A 22,440-nucleotide genomic window follows, 5' to 3' on the forward strand; every position below is an offset into this window, starting at 1 on the left:
AATTTCCCTCTTGTATGACTACCTGCCGTCGCGCTATCACTCGACTCGCTGTCCCGGCAGACAGGTAGCTTGCTTACTGTTGTTTATCGTTAGAGTGAGTATACGCAATGGTACAGACAGGGGATAATTCTGAACAGACCCAAATTGTCTCTCATTGACCTGGCTTGTTGACTACCTTCACATTTCGGGTAAATAATTCGCGCAAAGAAATAAGATTTACGTATGCATAAAAAAACCGGCCCAAAGGCCGGCTTGTTAACATCATCAGGCAAGCAGGGTTACTGCGCCTTAGGTGCCTGCGGGTCGGTGTCGTATTCAGCACAGGTCTGATAGCCGGAGTTAATCACATGTCCGGTATCATCCAGGGCAACAAAGTAGGTTTCAGCCTTACCATCACGTTGACCCAGGATGTAGGTCTGACAGGTTCCCTTCGCATGGATCATGGTCACTTCGGAAGAAGGTTTACCGGCAATCGCAGCCACCTGCGAACGGGTCATGCCTTTTTTGACATCTTTAACCACGGGCTGGGTAAACTGATCCTTGGTGCGATCGTAAGCCGTACACCCTGCCAGCATCGTCAGTACCGCCGCTGCGCTAAGAATTCCTGCTACGTTCTTGTTCATATTCCGTCCTCTTGTTTATCAGCGTGTTATCTAAGCATGGGATAAAAAGTACTATTGTTCAACTTTGTGAATTACGCCAGACGAATTTCGGAAAATTCTAATAAAACAACGATAACCTGCTAAATCGCCGTAAATTAGCGCACTCGAAACTGTGATCCTTGTCGTTTTCCGCCCAAAGGGTTAGTTTTAACAGTTAACACATTCTGTTTATGGAGAGCGTGATGACTCTGCAACAAGAGATTATTCAGGCGCTGGGCGCGAAGCCTGCGATAGATGCACAGGAAGAGATCCGCCGCAGCGTGGATTTTTTAAAGTCGTACTTAAAAAAGAACGCTTTCCTGAAATCCCTGGTGCTGGGCATCAGCGGCGGGCAGGACTCGACCCTGACTGGCAAACTGTGCCAGATGGCGATTTCTGAGCTTCGCGAAGAGACGGGCGATGAGACACTGCAGTTTATCGCCGTGCGTCTGCCTTATGGTGTACAGGCGGACGAACAGGATTGCCAGGATGCCATCACGTTCATCCAGCCAGACCGCGTGCTGACCGTGAATATTAAGGCATCGGTGCTGGCAAGCGAGCAGGCACTTCGCGAAGCGGGCATTGAGCTCAGCGATTTTGTTCGCGGCAACGAGAAAGCCCGCGAGCGCATGAAAGCGCAGTACAGCATCGCCGGAATGACCAAAGGCGTTGTCGTCGGTACCGACCATGCGGCAGAGGCGATCACCGGTTTCTTCACCAAATACGGCGACGGTGGCACCGACATTAACCCGATTTTCCGTCTCAACAAGCGCCAGGGCAAGCAACTGCTGGCCGCGCTGGGCTGCCCTGAGCATCTGTATAAGAAAGCGCCGACAGCGGATCTGGAAGACGATCGCCCTTCTCTGCCGGATGAAGCGGCCCTTGGCGTTACCTATGACAACATAGATGATTATCTCGAAGGCAAAACGCTGGATGAAGGTACCGCGAAAATTATCGAGGGCTGGTACCTCAAAACCGAGCACAAGCGCCACACGCCAATTACGGTGTTTGACGATTTCTGGAAATAAACGCATCTCCACAAATTTATGCGAGCAGTGGACATTCCCCTCTCCCCAAAGGGGAGAGGGTTAGGGTGAGGCGTAGCCGCCACCCGGCTCTTTTTTAACCACCACACTCCTGCTACACTGTATACCTGAACAGTATATGGAGCAGTATGTGAGCAGGCGTCAATCCGCCCCGCGTCTTGAGTTTGAAGCGGCGGCAATCTACGAATATCCCGAGCACCTTCGCCCCTGGCTTGAGGCACTGCCCAAACAGCCGGGCGTGTACATCTTTCACGGTGAAAGCGACACCCTGCCGCTCTATATCGGCAAAAGCGTCAATATTCGCAGCCGGGTGTTATCCCATCTGCGTACCCCGGACGAGGCCGCTATGCTGCGCCAGTCGCGACGCATTACCTGGTTCCAGACGGCGGGAGAAATGGGCGCACTGTTGCTGGAAGCCCGGCTGATAAAAGAGCAGCAGCCGCTGTTCAATAAGCGTCTGCGCCGCAACCGACAGCTCTGCTCCCTGCAGATCAACGACGGCAAGCCGCAGGTCGTCTACGCCCGCGAAGTCGATTTCTCCCACGCCCCGAATCTTTACGGGCTGTTCGCCAATAAGCGTGCCGCACTCCAGGCGCTGCAGACGCTGGCAGACGAGCGACAGCTTTGCTATAGCCTTTTGGGTCTGGAGGCAACCACCCGCGGACGCGCCTGTTTTCGATCCGCGCTGAAGCGCTGCGCCGGTGCCTGCTGCGGGAAAGAGAGCGTTGCGGCGCATCACGTCAGGCTCCTTAGCGGTCTGGCGGCCATCAGCGTGAACTGCTGGCCGTGGGAAAGCGCCGTTGCGCTAAAAGAAGTGGGCGAGGCAATGACCCAGTATCACATCGTCAACAACTGGCTCTGGCTGGGCGCCGTCGACGACATCAGCGACGCGGCTACCCTGCTGCGCACGCCAGCCGGATTTGACCACGATGGCTACAAAATCCTCTGTAAACCGGTCCTGGCCGGAAAGTTTGAGATCATAGTGCTCAATGACCCGGCAGCCACGTGATTTCGCTGAACAATAAGGTACCCTGAGCCTCCAGCAGACGCAGCGTATGGGCACCCTCTTCCCAACTGGCGCCCTGATCGACCGTCAGCAGTTTATCCCCCAGCTGCCATGCGCCGCTTAACACAAACACCACGCCCCCGCGCGAGCCAAAGGTGGTAAAGGTACGGTCAGCAACCCGCACTTTCGCCTGACAGCAGTCGCGCCGGGTCATGATGTTGAAGTCCATCGCCATCCTGCCATCGGAAAGCAGCGCCTTGACCGGCAAATCACCGGCGAAGCTGTAAGGCTGATGCTGCTTCAGGGTATGGCAGAACGCCTGACCGGCATCCAGCGTCACCTCTCCGCCTTCCAGCAGGGTAATGACCCGGTCGACACCGGGAAACGAGGAGAATTCGCCGTTGCTGGCGATGGTCGCAATGCTGGCGCGCCAGCAAAAATCGCGCGTCGCGGGAGGGATACAGCAAATTTCTCGCGTTTCGCCAGCACCATTGCGCCAGAGGCTGACCGGCATCTTACGGATATCAAAGAACTCCATTACCACTCCTGAATGGCACAATCCGTGCCAGGGCAAGGATATTGCTATCCTTGCTGTCTTGTTTGTTATCGTCAGGGACTCACAGACACAGTATCGGCAGCAGAGCGGACAGGCCTTAGCGGAACGTTAATAAAAATTCTAACGTTATGACTCTACAAACATTCTCTGAAGCGACTACAGGAGAATACCGCGCTGGCGGCGGCAGGCAAGAGGGCAGGAAAGAAAAACCGCCGGTCCTGTCCACAGCGATTACGCTTTTGTGGACAGGATCCCGGCGGTCTTAAGATGTTGAACCGATTATTCGGTTGGTGCTGGCATTTTACCTTCCATCGCCGGACGTTCTGTCAGACGCTTCTCAAAATTGGCATTAAACTGTTTTTTCTGTTCCGGGGTCAGAATGTTGTAGATCTTATTCTGGGTTTCCATGTGGGCCAGCATGCGTGCTTTATGCTGCTCGGCCATTTTGTCGATCTGCGCTTCGGCTTTTGCCTTATCGAAGCTGTCGCTGGCAATGATGTCATGCATCGCGCGGCGCTCTTCCAGCGGAGGACGCTTCATCTGGTCACGCTGGCTTTTCATGATGTCGCGGATCTGCTGCTTCTGCGCGTCCGTCAGGTTCAGATCTTTAAACATCATCATTTCATGGTGCATACCCGGCTTGCCTTTATGATGCATCATCATTTTGCCTTCAGCTGGCGCAGCGGTGGTGGTTGCGGTATCTGCGGCGAACGCCATGCTGGTAGCGCCCAGAGCCAGGGTAGAAGCAACAAACAGTGCAGTAAACTTACGCATAATTTATTTCCTTTCTTTCAGTTATTCTTCGGCGCTATGCCGTGTTGACGAGATTAACTTTACGGGGTTTATCGTCAATTAGTCAGAGCAACGGTAAAACAATGAAAGTGTAAAAAACAATTTTTCGCCAAATGTGGAGGAAATAAGGATAAAGCGTGGAGAGTTGCAACAAAAAATATTCAATGCGATGATTTTAAAGAGATTTAGCAGAAGTATAATGAAGTGACGATGAATAATAAAGCAATTTGCCAGGAATATTCCGTAAAAGAAATCGGAACGCTTTAATCGCTAAGAAAAGATTTTAACTTCCCCTCTCCGATGATGAGAGGGGAAACGTTCAGATGATTTTTTCCAGCATCAGGCCGGCTCGCAGGCCAAACGCTACGGAGGGATTGGGGAATAATACATATTCGGTAGTTTTCTGCACCTCATAGCGCTCATCACCATCCTCCGCCAGCAACGCCCCTTTGCGGAACGGGGTGAAGTTCAGGGTGTGCGCGGCCATGTGAAGCTGGAAAGCCTCGCTGCGGCGGGTAATTTGCTGCACAACGCGATAACGCACGACGGCTTCCTTCGCGTGCTCTGGCGCTGTGCCGCCCAGCAGCGCCCGAAGCGCAAGATGCGTTGGCGCAAAGCGGGTCAGATCGTTCTGACCAAACGGGAGCGCTTTTCCCAGCTCCAGCGTACAGGCCAGCGCGCCAAAACGTTCGCAAGTGAAGTGAGTAAAGGTCCCCCCCGGCGACTGATGAAATACCAGCGCCTCCAGCCCGGCATCCCCCAGCCAGCTCAGAAACGCTTCATCCCACGGCTGATTACGCTGCGGCAGAACGCCGAAGCGGACATGGTAAGAAGCGCGGATCGCCGTATGCAGATCAAGATGCCAGCGCGCCGGGCCCGCCGCGGCAAAAAAAGTGGTCACAACGGTCTCCAGCCACGCTGCCCGCGCCGTTTCGTCGCTCTGAGGAAACTGCGACCAGCGGCCGCCGAACATGCGGTTAATGTCGCTCACCAGGTACCGTTTGTTTTGCGCCAGCGCAGGCGGGTTGCCAAGCACCACCAGCACGCGGCACGCAAGCGTGATTTCGCCGCGATATAACGCGCCCAGCAGCCCATCGACGATCTCAACGGGTGCGGTTTCATTGCCATGGATCCCCGTGGAAAGCAGCAGCGATAACGCGCTGCTGGCCGTCGGCGTCATCTCAAGCACCCCGCGCCCCAGCCACCGCCAGCGAAACGAGGGGCCATCCCCCTCGCTCTGTTCGGGCGTTTCGTCTGCCAGAGTCAGCGCCAGTAAATTTTCCATATTCACTCCTTTAGCGCTGGAACGGGTAAACCGATCCCAGCTGCAGGATTGTCGATAATGCATCCAGCGCCTCGCGCCCTTCACGCAGCAGCTGCGGGTCAATCAGGTCAGCCTGCGTTAACCGGTCGCGATAGTAGCGATCCACCCAGTCGTTCAGGGTGTTAAACAGCGTCTCATTCATCATCACTGCCGGGTTAACGGCCTGCATTTCGTCTGGCGTAAGTACCACGCGCAGGCGCAGACAGGCGGGACCACCGCCGTTGGCCATACTTTCACGCAGGTCAAACACGCGCAGCTCGTCAATTGGGTTATCGGCCTTCACCAGTTCACTCAGATAGCGCCACACGCCCTGATGCTCCCGGGACTCCTGCGGCAGCACCAGCATCATGCTGCCATCGTCACGGCTCAGCAGCTGACTGTTGAACAGATAGGTTTCGACCGCGTCCTGCACGCTGACCGCCTGCGTTGGCACCTGGATCGGCATAAAGCCGGGCACGCGTTCGCGCAGCGTGGCGAGCAGCCTCTCCTGCTGGGCAAAGGCCTGCTCATGGCAGAACAGCACCTGGCGGTTGGAGACGGCGATCACGTCGTTGTGGAACACGCCCTGGTCGATCACGTGCGGGTTCTGTTGGGCAAAAACCACCTGTGACGGATTAACCTGGTTCAGGCGCGCAACCGCCTGGCTGGCTGCCAGCGTCTGACGCGCAGGATAACGGGTTGGCGCGGTGTGGCCTCCCTCTTCCCGCCCGTAGATAAACAGCTGCACGGCAGGATCGCCGTAATCGCCCCCCAGACGGTTATGGTTGGCCGCGCCTTCGTCGCCAAACATCGCCACCTGCGGCAGGGCCTGATGCACCTCAAAATGGGCGTCATGCTTGAAAATGGCGCGCAGTACGCGCTCGGTGGTCTCCGCTTCGGTGGCGCGGTGAAATTTATTATTCAGGTTCGCCACCGTCAGATGAACTTTGCCATCCAGCGTGTCGGCTGACGGTGCAACGGTCGCGGCGTTTGCCACCCACATAGAGGAGGCAGAGCTTGCGGCGGAGAGCAGGTGTGGCGTTTGCGTACCCGCTTTTTCAACCACCTGCTCATCGCTACCGGTGAAACCGAGCTGACGTAATACCGCCACGTTCGGGCGTTCCTGCGGCGGGATCACCGCCTGCGGGAAACCGGCATCCGCCAGCGCTTTCATCTTCAACAGCCCCTGCTTCGCCGCCAGCTTCGGGTTAGAGACCTGAAAGCGGTGCTTCGTCGAGGCTTCATTCCCAAAGGAGAGACCGGCATAGTGGTGCGTCAGCCCCACCAGCCCGTCAAAGTTGACTTCACGCGCTTTCATGGCCTTCTCCCTTCGTAAAATCGAGCCCCGGATTAAGCGTCTCCGGCAGCGTCAGCGCCGGGGTTTCCAGGCTCGCCATCGGCCACGCGCAGTAATCGGCGGCATACCACGCGCTGGCGCGATGGTTGCCCGACGCGCCCACGCCGCCGAACGGCGCGGTGCTCGCGGCCCCGGTCAGCGGTTTATTCCAGTTCACAATCCCGGCGCGCGCTTCCAGCAGCAGTTGTTCAAACTTCTCGCGATGCGGCGATATCAGCCCGCTCGACAGGCCGTAGCGGGTGTTATTCGCCATCGCAATAGCCGCATCAAAATCGTCATAACGCCAGACGCACAGCAGCGGGCCAAAGACCTCTTCATCCGGCACGTTGCTCGCACCGCTCATCTCAATGATGCCCGGCGTCAACAGGGACGTCCCCGGCTGAACCTGCTTTGGCTCCAGCAGGGTTTTCGCCCCGCGCGCAACGTGATCCTGCCAGGCTTTAAGCACGTTCAGCGCGGCCTGTTCGGAGATCAGCCCGCCGATAAACGGCTGCGGGTCGGCATCCCACGCGCCAGGCACCAGACGCGCGCTCACCTCCACCAGACGCTTCAGGAAGGCATCCCCCTGCGCGCCGCGCTTGACCAGCAGGCGGCGAGCACAGGTGCAGCGCTGTCCGGCGGTAATAAAGGCGGACTGGATCGTCAGGTGCACCGCAGCGTCGATATCATCAGGATCTTCCACAATCAGCGGGTTGTTGCCGCCCATCTCCAGCGCCAGAATTTTCTCCGGCTGCCCTGCCAGCTGGCGGTGCAACTGATAGCCCGTTCCGGCGCTGCCGGTAAACAGCAGGCCGTCGATATCGTTCAGCGCGCTCAGCGCCTGACCGGTTTCACGTCCGCCCTGCACCAGGTTCAGCACGCCCGGCGGCAGTCCGGCCTGCTCCCACAGCTTCACCACCGCCTCGCCGGTAAATGGCGTTAGCTCACTCGGTTTGAAGATGACGGTATTGCCCGCCAGCAGCGCGGGCACAATGTGACCGTTCGGCAGGTGTCCCGGGAAATTGTACGGGCCAAACACCGCCAGCACGCCGTGCGGGCGGTGGCGCAGCGTGGCCGAGCCGTCCGGCATGTCGGTATGCTGCTCGCCGGTACGGACGTGGTACGCCTTGACCGAAATAGCGATCTTATTGATCATCGCCGTCACTTCAGTGGCCGCTTCCCAGCGCGGTTTGCTGGTTTCGGACGCGATGATGCGCGTCAGCCCGGCCTTGTTCGCCTCCAGCAGCCCGGCAGATTTTTCAACAATCGCCTGGCGCTCGGCGAAAGGCCGTTTTGCCCATGCCGGAAACGCGCGGCGCGCGGCCTGGCAGGCTTGTTCTACCTGCGCAGCGCTGGCGTCATTCCCCTTCCACAGAATTTCTTTCCCTACCGGGTTGGTCTTTGTGCGCTGTTCGCCTTCGCCCGTGACCCAGTCACCGTTAATCCATAATGTCATGCTGTTTTCTCCTCAGGGCAGAGACGCACCAGGCGAACCGTATCGCCGGCGTTACATTTCAGGGCATCCAGTTCTGCAGCCGTCAGCACCAGACGTTCACATTTCGGGTTGGTACGCACCAGCATGGCGCGGAAGTTGGCGTAATTTTCGTTGGCCACCAGGCATGCCGGCCAGTCACCCGGCGCGGGCTGGCCTTCAGCGACCTCAACCAGCCGGCTTTTGCGGATCGCGCGCACGCGGTCGATATCGCATTCAAGCGTTGGCCCGCCGTCAAAGATGTCGACATAGTTCCGGTAGCGGAAGCCCTCTTTCTCCAGCACCGCGCGGGCGGGCGCCGTTTGCGGATGGACTTCACCGATCACCGCCTGCGCTTCAGGCGTTAAGAAATGGGTATAGATAGGATGTTTAGGCATCAGTTCGGCGATAAACGCTTTCTGGCCGGTGCCGCAGAGATAGTCCGCCCGGCTGAACGCCATCGAGAAGAAGCGCTCGCCCAGGCTCTCCCAGAAAGGCGAGTAGCCTTTGTCGTCGATCACGCCGCGCATCTCTGCCACCACTTTTTCGTTAAAGCGATCGCGGAAGGCGGCCATAAACATAAAGCGCGATTTGGAGAGCAGATAGCCGTTGCCCTCTTTGCGCCACGCCGGGTCGAGGAACAGCGTGCAGAGCTCGCTGGCGCCCGTGTGGTCATTACAGAGAAACAGCGTGGGCAGCGCGTTATAGACGTTCAGCTCTTTCGAGGCGTGAACCATGGTGCCGACGCGGTAGTTGTACCACGGGTCGTTAAGCCCGACGGCCACTTCGATGGCGCAGATCCCGGCTACGGTCCCCGTATCGGTGTCTTCCAGCACGAACACGTAACCCTGTTCGCTTTTTGGCAACGTCCCCTGCCAGGTTTGCAGGGCGCGCTCAATGCGCGCCGACAGCGTTTTTTCATCGGCAGGAAGCGAGGTCAGCCCGCCTCCCGTCTTACCGGCAAGCTGCATGAGCCCGGCAATATCGCCGCGCTCAACGGGACGGATGACCATCATGATGACACCCCGGATTTCACCTTCTCACACGCCAGCGCAAAACGGTCCAGACCGGTTTGCACCTCTTCCTCGCTGACGATCAGCGCAGGCGCAAAACGCACCACGTTGGCACCGGCAATCAGCACCATCACGCCCGCTTTTGCCCCTTCCTGTGAAATAAGTTTAGCTTTTCCGGCAAACTCAGCGGTGAGCTCGCAGCCGATCAACAGCCCCAGGCCGCGAATTTCTTTAAACAGGCCAAGCTTGCCGTTGATGGCGTTCAGGCGCTCAACGAACCAGTCGTGACGCTGCTTAACGCCCTTCAGCACCTCAGGGGTGTTAATGATGTCGAGAACCTGCCCGGCGACGGCGGTCGCCAGCGGGTTACCACCGTAGGTCGTGCCGTGGGTGCCGACGGTCATCACGCTGGCAAATTTATCGGTGGTCAGCATCGCCCCGATAGGGAAGCCGCCGCCCAAAGCTTTCGCGGTGGAGAGTACGTCCGGCGTGACGCCGTAGTGCATATAGGCATACAGCTCGCCGGTGCGGCCCACGCCGGTCTGCACTTCGTCGAAAATCAGGACCGCGTCGTGACGGTCGCACAGCTCGCGCAGCCCCTGCAGGAAGGCCTTTTGCGCCGGAAGCACACCGCCCTCGCCCTGCATCGGCTCGACGATCACCGCGCAGGTGGTATCGTTAATCAGCTCGCTGGCGGACTGCAGATCGTTATAGATACCGTGGCGAATATCCGGTGGCAGCGGAGCGAAATCCTGTGAATAAGAAGGCTGGCCGCCCGCGCTCACGGTAAAGAGCGTGCGCCCGTGGAAGGCATTTTTAAACGCCACAATCCCGCTCTTGTGCGTCCCAAACTTGTCGTGGGCATATTTGCGCGCCAGCTTCAACGCCGCTTCGTTGGCCTCTGCCCCGGAGTTACAGAAAAAGACTTTTTCGGCGAAAGTCGCGTCAATCAGCTTTTTCGCCAGGCGCAGCGCGGGTTCGTTGGTGAAGCCGTTGCCGGTATGCCAGAACTTCGCCGCCTGGTCATTCAGCGCCTGACGCAGCGCCGGGTGCGCATGACCCAGCGCGTTGACCGCAATCCCACCTGCAAAGTCGATATACTCTTTACCCTGCTGATCCCACAGGCGCGAGCCTTCCCCACGAACCGGAATAAAAGCCGCCGGAGCGTAAACCGGCATCATCCATTCATCGAAATTTTCACGCGTAATTGACAGAGACATAGCGACCTCATCCGGTAAATAAAAGGTTATTTGAATGTTAAATAATTGAGTGTTTGCACTGTGAATGTAGATTGCAGCCTTCGTGCCAGCCAGCGATAAAAATGCATAAACGGGTTGGGGTAACAGAATATCAAGAGGTTACGATATGGAGTTATTCACTGTTAATGCATAAAAAGTGAATATTTTTACGGCAAGCGGCGCTTTGCCGCATGAAAATCAGAAAGAGTATGCAGAGGCCAAATATAATTCTGGAATTGTGATCGCTCGCGAAATTTATCGGCCATTTACGCCCTGTTTGAGGGCGAAGCGGGTCAGAATGGTGCAAATATTGCACCACCGGCATTATCTGTCGCAGTTATTGGTCGAACCCGGTAACAGTTGACGCAAATTCTGCTACCATCCATGCACTATTCACCTTGCACTGGCAGCGACTATGAAATTTGTCTCTTTTAATATCAACGGCCTGCGCGCCCGCCCTCATCAGCTGGAAGCCATTGTTGAGCAACATCAGCCAGATGTGATCGGCCTGCAGGAGACCAAGGTTCACGACGACATGTTTCCCCTCGAAGAGGTGGCGAAACTCGGCTACAACGTCTTTTACCACGGTCAGAAAGGTCACTATGGCGTCGCGCTGCTCACCAAAGACACGCCGGTCTCCGTGCGCCGCGGCTTCCCCGGCGACGGTGAAGAAGCCCAGCGTCGCATCATCATGGCGGAAGTGCCCTCCGCGCTCGGGAATATTACGGTCATTAACGGCTATTTCCCGCAGGGTGAGAGCCGCGATCACGAGACAAAATTCCCGGCCAAAGCGAAGTTTTATCAGGATCTGCAGAACTACCTGACGACCGAACTGAAAAAAGAGAACCCGGTGCTGATGATGGGCGACATGAACATTAGCCCGACGGATCTGGATATCGGCATCGGCGAAGAGAACCGCAAGCGCTGGCTGCGCACCGGCAAATGCTCCTTCCTGCCGGAAGAGCGCGAGTGGATGGAGCGCCTGCTGGGCTGGGGACTCGTGGATACCTTCCGTAATGCCAACCCGGAAACGCAGGACCGCTTCTCCTGGTTTGACTACCGCTCTAAAGGCTTTGACGACAACCGTGGCCTGCGTATCGATCTGCTGCTGGCCAGCACGCCGCTGGCGGAGCGCTGCATTGAAACCGGGATCGACTACGACATCCGCAGCATGGAAAAACCGTCTGACCACGCGCCGGTATGGGCTAAATTCAAGCTGTAATCACGCGTGAACATGCGAAAAACACTCTTCCTGTGCGCCCTTCTGGGCGCATTTATTTTGACATATTTCTTTCTTCCGCCCGGTACGCTCTCTCTGGCCGGAATTAAAACGCATCAGCAGGCATTACTCTCCCATGTTGAACACGCGCCGCTACGGAGCGCGCTGATCTTTTTTGCGCTGTACGTGGCGGTTTCCGCCCTGTCGATCCCCGGTGCGGCGATCCTGACCCTGCTGGGCGGGGCGCTTTTTGCTCTGTGGGAAGGCACCGTGCTGGTCTCATTTGCCTCCACGCTCGGGGCCACGCTGGCCATGCTCGCCAGCCGGTATCTGCTGCGCGACTGGGTTCAGCGGCGGTTTGCCCGACAGATGGCAACGGTAAATGCGGGCATGGCGCGCGACGGCGCGGGCTATCTTTTTGCCCTGCGCCTGATGCCGCTGTTCCCGTTTTTCCTGGTGAATTTACTGATGGGACTGACCCGCATCACGGTGCGGCGCTACTGGTGGGTCAGCCAGGTCGCCATGCTGCCCGCGACGGTTATCTTTCTGAACGCCGGGCGCGAGCTGGGGAAAGTAACATCACCACGCGATATTTTGTCGCCGGGGATAGCATTCGCCTTTACACTACTGGGGTTATTACCGCTGGCCACGCGCTGGCTCTTTTCCCGTTACACCTCTTCGTTTAAATAGTGAGGCATTATGCGCCGTGTGCGTTTTTGCGCGTTCCTGACCGGTCTGCTGCTGGCAGCCCCCCTCTGTGCCGCCGACGGCTGGCACGCTATTCAACAGCAGGCCAAAGGCCAGACTGTCTGGTTTAACGCCTGGGGCGGCGATCCGGCGGTCAACCGCTACCTTGAGTGGGTCAGCGGTGAGATGCAAACGCACTATGCCATTACCCTCAAAATCGTCCGGCTGGCAGATGCCGCCGATGCGGTCAAACGTATTCAGACGGAAGCTGCCGCAGGGCGTAAGACCAACGGCTCCGTCGATCTGCTGTGGGTGAACGGCGAAAACTTCCGCACGTTAAAAGTGGCGAACCTGCTGCAAACCGGATGGGCGCAGAGTCTGCCCAACTGGCGTTATGTCGATACCCGTAAACCCGTCACGGAAGATTTTGCTATTCCCACAGACGGGGCGGAGTCGCCGTGGGGCGGCGCACAGCTGACCTTTATCGCCCGCAAAGCCAGTATGCCGACGCCGCCGGAGGATCCTCAGGCGCTGCTGGCTTACGCGCAGCAGCATCCGGGCAAGGTCAGCTATCCTCGCCCGCCCGATTTCACCGGCACAGCCTTTCTGGAGCAACTGCTGCTGACGCTCACGACTCATCCCGAGGCGTTACAAAAAGCGCCTGATGATACGTTTGCCCAGGTTACGGCGCCGCTCTGGGCCTACCTCGATAAACTGCACCCGCTGCTGTGGCGCGAAGGAAAAGATTTCCCTCCCTCACCCGCCCGGATGGATACCCTGCTCGCCAGCGGCAGTCTGAACCTGTCGCTGACCTTCAACCCGGCCCATGCGCAGCAGAAAGTGGCGAGCGGCGAACTGCCTGCCGACAGCTACAGTTTTGGTTTTCGCGACGGGATGCTCGGCAACGTTCATTTTGTGGCTATTCCGGCCAACGCCAGCGCGAGCGCAGGCGCGAAAGTGGTCGCCAATTTCCTGCTGTCGCCGCAGGCGCAAATCCGTAAGGCTGACCCGGCAGTCTGGGGAGATCCGAGCGTGCTGGATGCGAAAACGCTGCCCGAAGGTGACGCGAAGCAACTGCAGGCCCATACGCCGCAGGGGCTACCGAAAATGCTCCCGGAGCCGCAGTCCGCCTGGGTGAACGCGCTGGAGCAGGAATGGCTGCGTCGTTACGGCACCCGTTAAGCTGGTTTGTCTGGCTGGCGATGGCGGTGATTTATCTGCCGATCCTGCCCGCTGGCACCATGCTGTTCGCGCCCGCGTTTTCCGAGACGAACTGGCAGCGGCTGCTGAACGATCCGCAGCTACCGCAGGCAGCCATCGCCACACTGGTCTCAACGCTTATCGCCACGCTGGGGGCATTGTTTATCGCCCTTTTCCTCGTGGCCCTCTTCTGGCCCGGCAAACGCTGGCGGCGGCTCAGTACGCGCCTGCCGTGGCTGCTGGCCGTCCCTCACGTGGCCTTCGCCACCAGCGCATTACTGCTGTTTGCCGAGGGCGGACTGTTTTATCAGATCTGCACCGTCTGTTCACCGCCGTTTGACCGCTACGGCGCCGGGCTGGGCCTGACGCTTGCGGTCAAAGAGAGCGCGTTTGTGCTGTGGGCCATTTACGCCGTGCTGCCGGAAAAACGGCTCGCGCAGCAGAAGATCGTCCTGCAAACCTTCGGCTACGGGCGTTTTCAGACGCTAAGCTGGCTGATCCTGCCAGCGATTGCGCCTGCCCTCGGCGCGGTGATGCTGGCGGTGCTGGCGTGGTCGCTGTCGGTTGTGGACGTGGCGATCGTTCTCGGGCCCGGCAACCCGCCCACACTGGCCGTGCTGGCCTGGCAGTGGCTGAGCCAGGGCGACGCGCAGCAGCAGGCAAAAGGGACGCTGCTGTGCCTGCTTCTCCTTCTTCTGCTGGCCGTGCTTGCCGCGCTGGGGTACGGCCTGTGGAAGGTCTGGCGTCGCGCGATTCCGGACCAGACAGGTACGCGGCGCAGGTCGCATCTCGTGCTGCCTGAACGCGCATTCGGCGGGTTTCTGCCCGCATGTGGCATCCTGTGCGCCGCAGTGCTGCTCATGCTGGCGCAGCGGGACGACGTGGGTCCCGTGGGGACCAGCCTCTCCTTCGGTCTGCTTTCGAGCCTGATCGCCCTGATTGTCAGCGTTCTCTGGCTGGAATGGGGGCCGCAGCGCGGCGCAGCGTGGGTGTGGCTACCCCTCGCCCTTCCGGCACTGCCGCTCGTCACCGGGCAGTATACGATTGCGCTGCATCTGCGGCTCGACGGGCATTATGCCGCCGTGCTCTGGAGCCATCTGCTGTGGGTGTTACCCTGGATGCTGCTGGTGCTGCAACCCGCCTGGCGGCGGATCGATCCCCGGCTTATCCTTACCGCCAGAACGCTCGGCTGGCGACGAGCTAAAATTTTCTGCCTGCTGAAATGCCCTCTGCTGGTACGCCCTGCGCTGCTGGCCTTTGCCACCGGCTTTTCCGTCAGCATGGCGCAATACATGCCGACGCTCTGGCTGGGCGCGGGGCGTTTCGCCACGCTGACCACCGAGACCGTCGCGCTCAGCAGCGGAGGCAGCATCCCGGTTCTCGCGAATCGGGCGCTGGGTTTACTGCTGGTCACGGGCGTCGTATTCGGCCTTGCCGCCCTGCTATCCCGGCTCGCGAGCCGCTTCCGTCAAGGATTACGTTAATGCTGAAGGTAAGCAATCTCACCATCGAACCGCTTTTCCGCGAGGTTAATTTTTGCGTTCCACGCGGGGAGATCGTCACTCTGATGGGGCCGTCCGGCAGCGGCAAATCAACCCTCTTTGCCTGGATGGTCGGCGCACTGTCAGGTGATTTTCAGGCGCGGGGCGAACTGTGGCTCGACGAACGCCGCTGCGACGGTTTGCCCGTCGAATCCCGCGGTCTGGGGATTCTTTTTCAGGACGCGCTGCTGTTTGACCCGTTCAGCGTTGGGCAAAATTTGCTGCTGGCCTTGCCTGAGCGGATCGCGGGACGCGCGCGTCGGGAAGCGGTCGAGCAGGCGCTGGATTCCGCCGGGCTGAGCGGTCATTACGACAGCGATCCGGCCACGCTTTCCGGCGGAGAGCGCGCCCGGGTTAGCCTGCTGCGCGCCCTGCTTGCCGAGCCGCAGGCGTTGTTGCTGGACGAACCGTTTAGCCGCCTCGATAAAGCGTTACGCACGTCGTTCCGGGCATGGGTATTTGACGCCGTCCGCGCGCGCAATATTCCGGTGGTGCTGGTCACCCATGACGAGGACGATATTCCACCCGGCGGCGAGGTGATGGAGATCTCTCGCTGGCAATAATGTGCTAACGCAATGTTTTCCGTTTCGGGAGAGACGACAATGCCCCCCTCTTTTACTGACGTCAGGTTATTCGATGAAACGTGTTTCTCAACTGACCGCGCTGGCCCTGATCTGCGGCCTCGCCTCTTTTTCCTCTCAGGCTGCTGATATGGCCAACGCGATGACGCTGTCTCAGCTTCAGGCGCAGCATGGCGCGGCAATCGACACCCGCCCCAGCGCGTTCTATAACGGCTGGCCGCAAACGCTCAGCGGCCCCTCCGGGCACGAACCCGCCGCGCTCAACCTGGCTGCCACCTGGCTGGACGCGATGAGCGACGAGCAGATTGCACTCTGGGCCAGACAGCATCAGCTTACGCCTGCGACGGCCATCGCGCTGTACGGCGACGAGAGCGATAGCCTTGCGGTGAAAGCCCGCCTGGAGAAAGCCGGATTCCAGCATGTTTCGCTTCTCAGCGATGCCCTGCAGGTGCCGGACCGCCTTCAGCGCCTGGCGCACTTTGAACAGCTGGTCTACCCGCAGTGGATCCACCAGCTCCAGCAGGGCAAACCGGTGACCGCCGCGCCGACGGGCGAATGGAAAGTCATAGAAGCGGCCTGGGGCGCGCCGAAGTTTTACCTGCTGAACCACATTCCCGGCGCGGGCTACATCGACACCAACGAGGTGGAAAGCGAGCCGCTGTGGAATAAGGTCTCCGACGAAAAGCTGAAAGCGATGCTTGCGAAGCACGGGATCCGCCACGACACCACCGTCATTCTGTATGGGCGCGACGTTTACGCCGCCGCGCGCGTGGCGCAGATTATGCTCTACGCGGGGGTAAAGGATGTCCGTATTCTCGATGGCGGCTGGAAGGCATGGTCAGCAGCCAACCTGCCGGTTGAACGCGGTATGCCCGGGGAGGTGAAACCTGCCCCTGATTTTGGCGCGCCGATCCCCGGCCAGCCGCAGCTGATGGTGGATATGGAGCAGGCACGCGGGATGCTGCACCGTCAGGATGCCTCCCTGGTCAGCATTCGTTCGTGGCCGGAGTTTATCGGCGAAACCAGCGGCTACAGCTATATCAAGCCAAAAGGTGAAATAGCCGGTGCGCGATGGGGCCATGCGGGCAGCGATGCCACCCACATGGAAGACTTCCATAACCCGGATGGCACCATGCGCAGCGCTGATGACATCGCCGCCCAGTGGAAAAACTGGAAAATCCTGCCGGAACAGCAGGTCGCGTTTTACTGCGGCACCGGCTGGCGGGCGTCCGAAGCCTTTATGTACGCCCGGGCGATGGGCTGGAAGCACGTCGCCGTCTATGACGGCGGCTGGTATGAATGGAGCAGCCACCCGCAGAACCCGGTCACCACTGGCGAGCGCGGGCCTGAAAGCGCTCTCTAAGAGATGAGTGACTTCAGCGTCACGTAGCCGCTCCAGACGCGCGTTGTGGTGGTCAGCCAGCACAGCGCGCCGAATACCCATGCGAACCACGTAAAGTGCGCCGGAAACAGGCAGCACAGCACGAACAGCGCGATGGTCTCCGTCCCTTCCGTTAACCCACCGATGTAATAAAACGACTTGTGCGCATAGCCGGGGTTGTCGATGTCGTGCTTCGCGGCCAGCGCCGCAAACGCCAGAAAGCTGCTGCCGGTACCGATAAACGCGAATAACAGCCAGGCGGCCGCCAGAGCATTCTCGGCCGGTGCAGCCAGCGCAAAGCCAAACGGCACCAGGGCATAGAACAGAAAATCGAGGGCGATATCGAGAAACCCTCCCGCATCCGTCAGCCCTCTCCGACGCGCCAGCGCGCCGTCCAGGCCATCCAGCAGGCGGTTCAGTACGATAGCGGCCAGCGCCGCCGGGTACCAGCCGAGGGCCAGGAACGGCAGCGCCAGCAGGCCAATGGCAAACCCGGCAAGCGTTACTCCGTCGGGCGTCACGCCCGGCTTATCCAGCAAGGAAGCCAGACGATTCAGCGCGGGCTTTACCCGCGGGTGGAGGTGACGGTCAAGCATCAGGCTTCCCCTTAAACGTGGCGCACAGCCCCTGCGCCGGAACATCGAGGGCGGCGTTAAAGCGGGCGGAGAGATTCTGAAAGGCAATGAGGGCCGTCATCTCGGTAATAGCGTCGTCAGTAAAGTGGCATTTCAATTGTGCTTTGACGGCGTCGTCCACCCGGGGCGGCGTGGCGGTGACCGCCTCCGCATAGGCCAGCGCCGCGCGCTCCTGTTCGCTGAACAAGTCAGAATCAGGCCAGCCGCTCACGGCCAAAACTTTATCCAGCGCGCCGCAGCGCTCGGCCAGGCGCAGGCTGTTGGCGTCAACACAGAAAGCACAGTGGCACAGCTGCGATACCCGCGTCATAAGCAGCGAGCGCATCACGGGCGTCAGGCGCGCTTTTCTCCGTTCCAGAAAACCGACGAACAGTGCGACCAGCCAGAACAGACGCGGCATGCGTCCCCACCAGCGCGTGGGATTAAGCACCGCGCCAAAGTGTTTTCGCTGCATCGCGGCAATGGGTTTAACGCTTGCCGGAAGGGTTGGGATGGGATCTACCCAGGTGGACGTCTCTTTCACCTGATACTCCTGATAGCTGGACTCTTTGAAAGGGCACGATAATATGGCGTTTTTCGCTATCAAGTATTGACGACCATGCTAAAAACAGTCGATGTCGTTGCGGCCATCATCGAAAAAGACGGCAACATTTTACTGGCGCAGCGTCCTGCTCACGCCGACCAGCCGGGTATGTGGGAATTTGCAGGCGGGAAAGTCGAAGCCGGAGAAACCCAGCCAGAGGCGCTTATCCGCGAGCTGCGCGAGGAGTTGGGTATTGAGGCGCAGCCTGCGCAATACGTGGCAAGCCACCAGCGGGAAGTCTCGCAGCGGTTGATCAACCTGCACGCCTGGCACGTTCCGACCTTTTGCGGAGAGCTCACGGCGCACTACCACAGCGCGCTGGTGTGGTGTACGCCGGAAGAGGCGTTCGGCTACAGCTTAGCCCCGGCAGACATTCCGCTGCTGGAGGCGTTTATTCTTTTACGCGACGCCAGACCAGCGGATTCGTGCTGATGGTACGCTCATCGCGCTGGCACTGCAGCAGCACGCCATCCGCCTTCACGACGGCCCCTTCAGAATAGTTTTGATCCTGGTAGATGCAGCACTGGTTACACGGCTGCGCGCGCTGGCCGCTGGAGCTAAACACCTCCGGCGGCACATTCACTTCCACATCCGGGCGAATGCGGTCAGCCTGCGCGCCAGCGGTTAACATCAACAATAACGCGGCCATCACGTAACGGTTCATAGACTTCTCTTCCTGTTATGTCCTGATAATGACTATAACGGTAAATCGGACAGAATCTTTAATTTCGCGCACCATCGCTTTTTGTTATGACTCAACCCGCGTCATTAATTTCTTTTTCAGCATGAATTTCTGCTTGCTTCACAAAGCGGTACGGGTGGTATAGTCAAAAAAACAACACAAATCGCATTAGCCATAATCAGAAATTATTATAAGAGGTTCTTATATCTATGGATCAGACACGCTCTCTGGAAAGTTTCCTTGCCCATGTTCAGCAGCGCGACCCGCACCAAAGCGAGTTTGCGCAGGCCGTTCGTGAAGTGATGACCACCCTCTGGCCCTTCCTTGAGGAAAACCCGCGCTATCGTCAACTGTCGCTGCTGGAACGCCTGGTTGAGCCAGAACGCGTGATCCAGTTCCGCGTGACCTGGGTTGACGATCGCAACCAGGTGCAGGTTAACCGCGCGTGGCGCGTGCAGTTTAACTCGGCCATCGGCCCGTTTAAGGGCGGCATGCGTTTTCATCCGTCCGTGAACCTGTCGATTCTGAAATTCCTCGGCTTCGAGCAGACCTTTAAAAACGCCCTCACCACGCTCCCGATGGGCGGCGGTAAAGGCGGCAGTGATTTCGACCCGAAAGGCAAAAGCGAAGGCGAAGTGATGCGTTTCTGTCAGGCGCTGATGACCGAACTCTATCGCCATCTTGGCCCGGACACCGACGTACCGGCGGGTGATATCGGCGTGGGAGCCCGCGAAGTGGGCTTTATGGCCGGAATGATGAAAAAACTCTCCAACAACAGCGCCTGCGTCTTTACCGGCAAAGGATTATCGTTTGGCGGCAGCCTGATCCGCCCGGAGGCGACCGGCTACGGCCTGGTTTACTTCACCGAGGCGATGCTCAAGCGCCACGGCTTAGGTTTTGAAGGGATGCGCGTGGCGGTCTCCGGCTCCGGTAACGTAGCGCAGTACGCTATCGAAAAAGCAATGCAGTTTGGTGCCCGCGTAGTGACGGCCTCAGACTCAAAAGGCACGGTGGTGGATGAAGCGGGTTTTACGGCGGAGAAACTGGCGCGCCTGTGCGAAATCAAAGCCAGCCGCGACGGCCGTCTTGCGGATTATGCCGCGGAGTTTGGCCTGACGTATCTGGAAGGCAAACAGCCGTGGGGCGTGCCGGTGGATATCGCCCTGCCGTGCGCCACGCAAAACGAACTGGACGTGGAGGCCGCGCGCACGTTGATTAGCAACGGCGTAAAAGCGGTGGCCGAAGGGGCGAATATGCCGACCACCATCGAAGCGACCGATCTTTTCCTGGAAGCGGGCGTGCTGTTTGCGCCGGGCAAGGCCGCCAACGCAGGCGGCGTGGCGACCTCCGGCCTGGAGATGGCGCAAAACGCGGCGCGGCTCGGCTGGAAGGCGGAGAAAGTGGACGCGCGCCTGCACCACATCATGCTGGATATTCACCATGCCTGCGTCGAGTACGGCGGCGAGGCGTCACAGACCAACTATGTGCGCGGCGCCAACATCGCCGGGTTCGTGAAGGTGGCGGATGCGATGATTGGGCAGGGTGTGATTTAAGTTATATCGTGCGGCCGGGTGCCCTCACCCCGGCCCTCTCCCCGTGGGAGAGGGAGAAAACCGTGTGTCAGGCCGCGCTCTTTTTCTTTTTAAACGGTTTCTTCGCCCCGCCACCGGGTGCGACCATACCCCGGAACCGCTTCACCGGCGTGCTGCGCGCCTGGTCGATCAGCTGGTAAAGCGTCCCCACCAGCGGCTGCATAAAGTCCTGATAGCGGCACTGCTTTTCGCTGATCTGCGTCAGCACCGATTCCCAGTGCGCGGTCATGTCCGGCCTTGCGGCCAGCTCCGGCAGGGAGTGGATTAGCGCCCGGCCCGGTTCCGTTGAGTGGATGTAGCGGCCCTTTTTCTCCAGGAAACCGCGCTTAAACAACAGTTCGATAATCCCTGCACGTGTTGCCTCAGTGCCCAGACCGTCGGTGGCGCGCAGGATCTTCTTCAGATCTTTATCTTGAACAAAGCGGGCGATCCCGGTCATGGCGGACAGCAGCGTCGCGTCGGTGAAATGGCGCGGCGGCTGGGTCTGGCGTTCAACCACTTCGCCCTTCTCGCACAGCAGTTCGTCATCCTTAGCGACTACCGGCAGCGGCGTGCCGTCGTTTTCTTCGTCACGCTCTTTGTTGCCAAGGAGCGTGCGCCAGCCCGCTTCCGCGAGGAAACGGGCTTTAGCGACAAACTTGCCTTTGGCGATCTCAAGCTCAATGACGCACTTGCGGAACACCGCGTCCGGGCAGAACTGCATCAGATACTGTCGCGCGATCAGGTTGTAGACCTTCGCTTCGTTGTCGGTCAGGTTGACGCTGCTGGCGCGTGCCGTCGGGATAATCGCGTGGTGGGCATCGACTTTTTTGTCGTCCCAGCAGCGATTATGGGTCTCCGGATCAACAACGGGCTGCGGGAGCAGATCCGGCGCGTGGACGCTAATGGCGTTCATCACTGAATGGCGACCCGCAAAATGCTCTTCCGGCAGATAGTGGCTATCTGAACGCGGATAGGTGATCAGCTTGTGGGTTTCGTAAAGCTTCTGGCAGATATCCAGCACGTTCTGTGCGCTCAAGCCAAACTTTTTTGCCGCCTCAATCTGCAGTGCAGAAAGCGAGAACGGCAGCGGCGCGGGTTCTGATTCCCGTTTATCGTTATAGCTGGTAACGATGGCCGGCTGGCCGGTAATGCGGTTAACCACGTGCTCCGCCAGCGGACGATGGAGCAGACGACCCTCTTCATCCTGGTACGACTCGCAGGCGTCGCTCGGCTGCCAGACGGCCGTGAAGCGCTCGTCTTTAGGGGTGACGATATGCGCTTTCACTTCAAAGAAATCTTTGGCGACGAAGTTCTCGATCTCTTCATCACGGCGTACCACCAGCCCCAGCACCGGCGTCTGCACGCGGCCCACGGAGAGTACGCCCTGATAGCCCGCATTACGCCCGAGAATGGTGTAAGCGCGGGTCATGTTGATGCCGTACAGCCAGTCGGCGCGGGCGCGCGCTAAAGCCGAGACGCACAGCGGAATAAACTCGCTGTTGGAACGCAGGCGCGAGATCGCCCGCTCAACGGCCTGCGGGTTGAGATCGTTGATCAGACAGCGCTGCACCTGCTGACGCTTTTCGGGTGCCAGCTCCAGGTAGTCCAGCACTTCATCCACCAGCAGCTGCCCTTCCCTGTCCGGGTCACCCGCGTGGACCACTTCCGTCGCCTCATGCAGAAAACGCTTAATGACGTTGAGCTGTTTGGTGACGGACGGACGAGGCTGAAGACGCCACTTTTCCGGCACAATCGGCAGGTCGTTGAGGTTCCAGCGGGCGTAGCGGCTGTCGTAGACATCCGGCTGCGCCTGCTCAAGCAGGTGGCCGATACACCAGGTGACTACCTGCCCGTTACCGCATTCGATAAAGCCGTCGCCTTTGCGATGCGGTTTAGGCAGCACATCGGCGATGGCACGGGCCAGACTCGGCTTTTCGGCAATAAACAACCGCATC

22 protein-coding genes are annotated in these 22,440 nt (G+C 59.1%); 10 read left to right on the top strand and 12 right to left on the bottom strand.

Going from position 1 to position 22,440, the window contains the following annotated elements:
* Positions 1 to 278 precede the first annotated feature (278 nt).
* Positions 279 to 623: an osmotically-inducible lipoprotein OsmE gene (gene osmE, locus D5066_RS01055; protein WP_010430142.1), complete on the bottom strand. Its 345-nt coding sequence runs from the start codon at positions 621 to 623 to the stop codon at positions 279 to 281.
* Between the two features lie 221 nt (positions 624 to 844).
* Here osmE and nadE point away from each other — a divergent pair, with 221 nt between their 5' ends.
* Both nadE and cho read left to right on the top strand, forming a co-directional pair.
* Positions 845 to 1,669 carry an NAD(+) synthase gene (nadE, locus tag D5066_RS01060; protein ID WP_080327404.1) on the top strand — a complete coding sequence of 275 codons (825 nt, stop codon included), beginning with the start codon at positions 845 to 847 and terminating at the stop codon, positions 1,667 to 1,669.
* 136 nt (positions 1,670 to 1,805) lie between these two features.
* Entirely contained in the window at positions 1,806 to 2,696 is an 891-nt protein-coding gene (gene cho / locus D5066_RS01065) for an excinuclease Cho (protein ID WP_419179102.1), read from the top strand.
* On the opposite strand, the gene ves is transcribed toward cho, so the two are convergent.
* From ves to astC, 7 genes are all read right to left on the bottom strand, one after another.
* On the bottom strand, positions 2,674 to 3,231 hold the full coding sequence (gene ves, locus D5066_RS01070) for an environmental stress-induced protein Ves (RefSeq protein ID WP_119914793.1): 558 nt from the start codon (positions 3,229 to 3,231) through the stop codon (positions 2,674 to 2,676). The genes cho and ves overlap by 23 nt on opposite strands.
* A 297-nt stretch (positions 3,232 to 3,528) precedes the next feature.
* Positions 3,529 to 4,023 carry an ATP-independent periplasmic protein-refolding chaperone Spy gene (gene spy / locus D5066_RS01075; protein WP_028012795.1) on the bottom strand — a complete coding sequence of 165 codons (495 nt, stop codon included), beginning with the start codon at positions 4,021 to 4,023 and terminating at the stop codon, positions 3,529 to 3,531.
* Between the two features lie 337 nt (positions 4,024 to 4,360).
* Entirely contained in the window at positions 4,361 to 5,326 is a 966-nt protein-coding gene (gene astE, locus D5066_RS01080) for a succinylglutamate desuccinylase (protein WP_119914794.1), read from the bottom strand.
* A 10-nt stretch (positions 5,327 to 5,336) separates the two neighbouring features.
* Positions 5,337 to 6,662, bottom strand: a complete 1,326-nt coding sequence (gene astB, locus D5066_RS01085; protein WP_119914795.1) for an N-succinylarginine dihydrolase — start codon at positions 6,660 to 6,662, stop codon at positions 5,337 to 5,339.
* Positions 6,649 to 8,136, bottom strand: coding sequence for a succinylglutamate-semialdehyde dehydrogenase (astD, locus tag D5066_RS01090; protein WP_119914796.1), 1,488 nt, complete (start codon positions 8,134 to 8,136; stop codon positions 6,649 to 6,651). Before astD ends, astB begins: the two co-directional genes overlap by 14 nt.
* Entirely contained in the window at positions 8,133 to 9,167 is a 1,035-nt protein-coding gene (gene astA / locus D5066_RS01095; RefSeq protein ID WP_119914797.1) for an arginine N-succinyltransferase, read from the bottom strand. Before astA ends, astD begins: the two co-directional genes overlap by 4 nt.
* Positions 9,164 to 10,384 (bottom strand): succinylornithine/acetylornithine transaminase, encoded by a 1,221-nt coding sequence (gene astC, locus D5066_RS01100; RefSeq protein WP_119914798.1) that lies wholly within the window; start codon positions 10,382 to 10,384, stop codon positions 9,164 to 9,166. Before astC ends, astA begins: the two co-directional genes overlap by 4 nt.
* 433 nt (positions 10,385 to 10,817) lie before the next feature.
* Here astC and xthA point away from each other — a divergent pair, with 433 nt between their 5' ends.
* The 6 genes from xthA (at position 10,818) to D5066_RS01130 (ending at position 16,993) form a co-directional block, all read left to right on the top strand.
* A complete protein-coding gene (xthA, locus tag D5066_RS01105) occupies positions 10,818 to 11,624 on the top strand; it encodes an exodeoxyribonuclease III (RefSeq protein WP_119914799.1) in 807 nt (268 codons plus the stop codon).
* A gap of 6 nt (positions 11,625 to 11,630) precedes the next feature.
* Positions 11,631 to 12,311, top strand: a complete 681-nt coding sequence (locus D5066_RS01110) for a TVP38/TMEM64 family protein (RefSeq protein WP_119914800.1) — start codon at positions 11,631 to 11,633, stop codon at positions 12,309 to 12,311.
* Between the two features lie 18 nt (positions 12,312 to 12,329).
* A complete protein-coding gene (locus D5066_RS01115; RefSeq protein WP_370689481.1) occupies positions 12,330 to 13,490 on the top strand; it encodes an ABC transporter substrate-binding protein in 1,161 nt (386 codons plus the stop codon).
* Entirely contained in the window at positions 13,463 to 14,992 is a 1,530-nt protein-coding gene (locus D5066_RS01120) for an ABC transporter permease family protein (RefSeq protein WP_119914802.1), read from the top strand. The genes D5066_RS01115 and D5066_RS01120 overlap by 28 nt, the downstream gene beginning before the upstream one ends.
* Positions 14,992 to 15,612 carry an ATP-binding cassette domain-containing protein gene (locus D5066_RS01125; protein ID WP_119914803.1) on the top strand — a complete coding sequence of 207 codons (621 nt, stop codon included), beginning with the start codon at positions 14,992 to 14,994 and terminating at the stop codon, positions 15,610 to 15,612. Before D5066_RS01120 ends, D5066_RS01125 begins: the two co-directional genes overlap by 1 nt.
* A gap of 73 nt (positions 15,613 to 15,685) precedes the next feature.
* Entirely contained in the window at positions 15,686 to 16,993 is a 1,308-nt protein-coding gene (locus tag D5066_RS01130) for a rhodanese-like domain-containing protein (protein ID WP_119914804.1), read from the top strand.
* On the opposite strand, the gene D5066_RS01135 is transcribed toward D5066_RS01130, so the two are convergent.
* Both D5066_RS01135 and D5066_RS01140 read right to left on the bottom strand, forming a co-directional pair.
* Positions 16,990 to 17,607 (bottom strand): CDP-alcohol phosphatidyltransferase family protein, encoded by a 618-nt coding sequence (locus D5066_RS01135; RefSeq protein WP_119914805.1) that lies wholly within the window; start codon positions 17,605 to 17,607, stop codon positions 16,990 to 16,992. The genes D5066_RS01130 and D5066_RS01135 overlap by 4 nt on opposite strands.
* Positions 17,600 to 18,169 (bottom strand): carboxymuconolactone decarboxylase family protein, encoded by a 570-nt coding sequence (locus D5066_RS01140; RefSeq protein WP_080327417.1) that lies wholly within the window; start codon positions 18,167 to 18,169, stop codon positions 17,600 to 17,602. The genes D5066_RS01135 and D5066_RS01140 overlap by 8 nt, the downstream gene beginning before the upstream one ends.
* 75 nt (positions 18,170 to 18,244) lie before the next feature.
* Here D5066_RS01140 and D5066_RS01145 point away from each other — a divergent pair, with 75 nt between their 5' ends.
* The gene (locus tag D5066_RS01145) at positions 18,245 to 18,661 is read left to right on the top strand and encodes a pyrimidine (deoxy)nucleoside triphosphate diphosphatase (RefSeq protein WP_119914806.1); all 417 of its coding nucleotides are present in this window, start codon (positions 18,245 to 18,247) and stop codon (positions 18,659 to 18,661) included.
* Here D5066_RS01145 and D5066_RS01150 read toward each other — a convergent pair.
* Positions 18,621 to 18,893 (bottom strand): YnjH family protein, encoded by a 273-nt coding sequence (locus D5066_RS01150; protein WP_080327419.1) that lies wholly within the window; start codon positions 18,891 to 18,893, stop codon positions 18,621 to 18,623. The two genes, D5066_RS01145 and D5066_RS01150, sit on opposite strands and share 41 nt — an antisense overlap.
* Before the next feature lie 227 nt (positions 18,894 to 19,120).
* Between D5066_RS01150 and gdhA the strand changes: the two genes are divergently transcribed.
* Entirely contained in the window at positions 19,121 to 20,464 is a 1,344-nt protein-coding gene (gene gdhA / locus D5066_RS01155; protein WP_080327420.1) for an NADP-specific glutamate dehydrogenase, read from the top strand.
* A 67-nt stretch (positions 20,465 to 20,531) separates the two neighbouring features.
* Here the strand turns inward: gdhA and D5066_RS01160 are convergent, their stop codons facing one another.
* Complete coding sequence (locus tag D5066_RS01160) at positions 20,532 to 22,439, bottom strand: DNA topoisomerase III (RefSeq protein ID WP_119914807.1); 1,908 nt, start codon at positions 22,437 to 22,439, stop codon at positions 20,532 to 20,534.
* Position 22,440: the final 1 nt, after the last annotated feature.

Origin of the sequence: Enterobacter chuandaensis (assembly GCF_003594915.1) — a bacterium.
Classification (GTDB): domain Bacteria; phylum Pseudomonadota; class Gammaproteobacteria; order Enterobacterales; family Enterobacteriaceae; genus Enterobacter; species Enterobacter chuandaensis.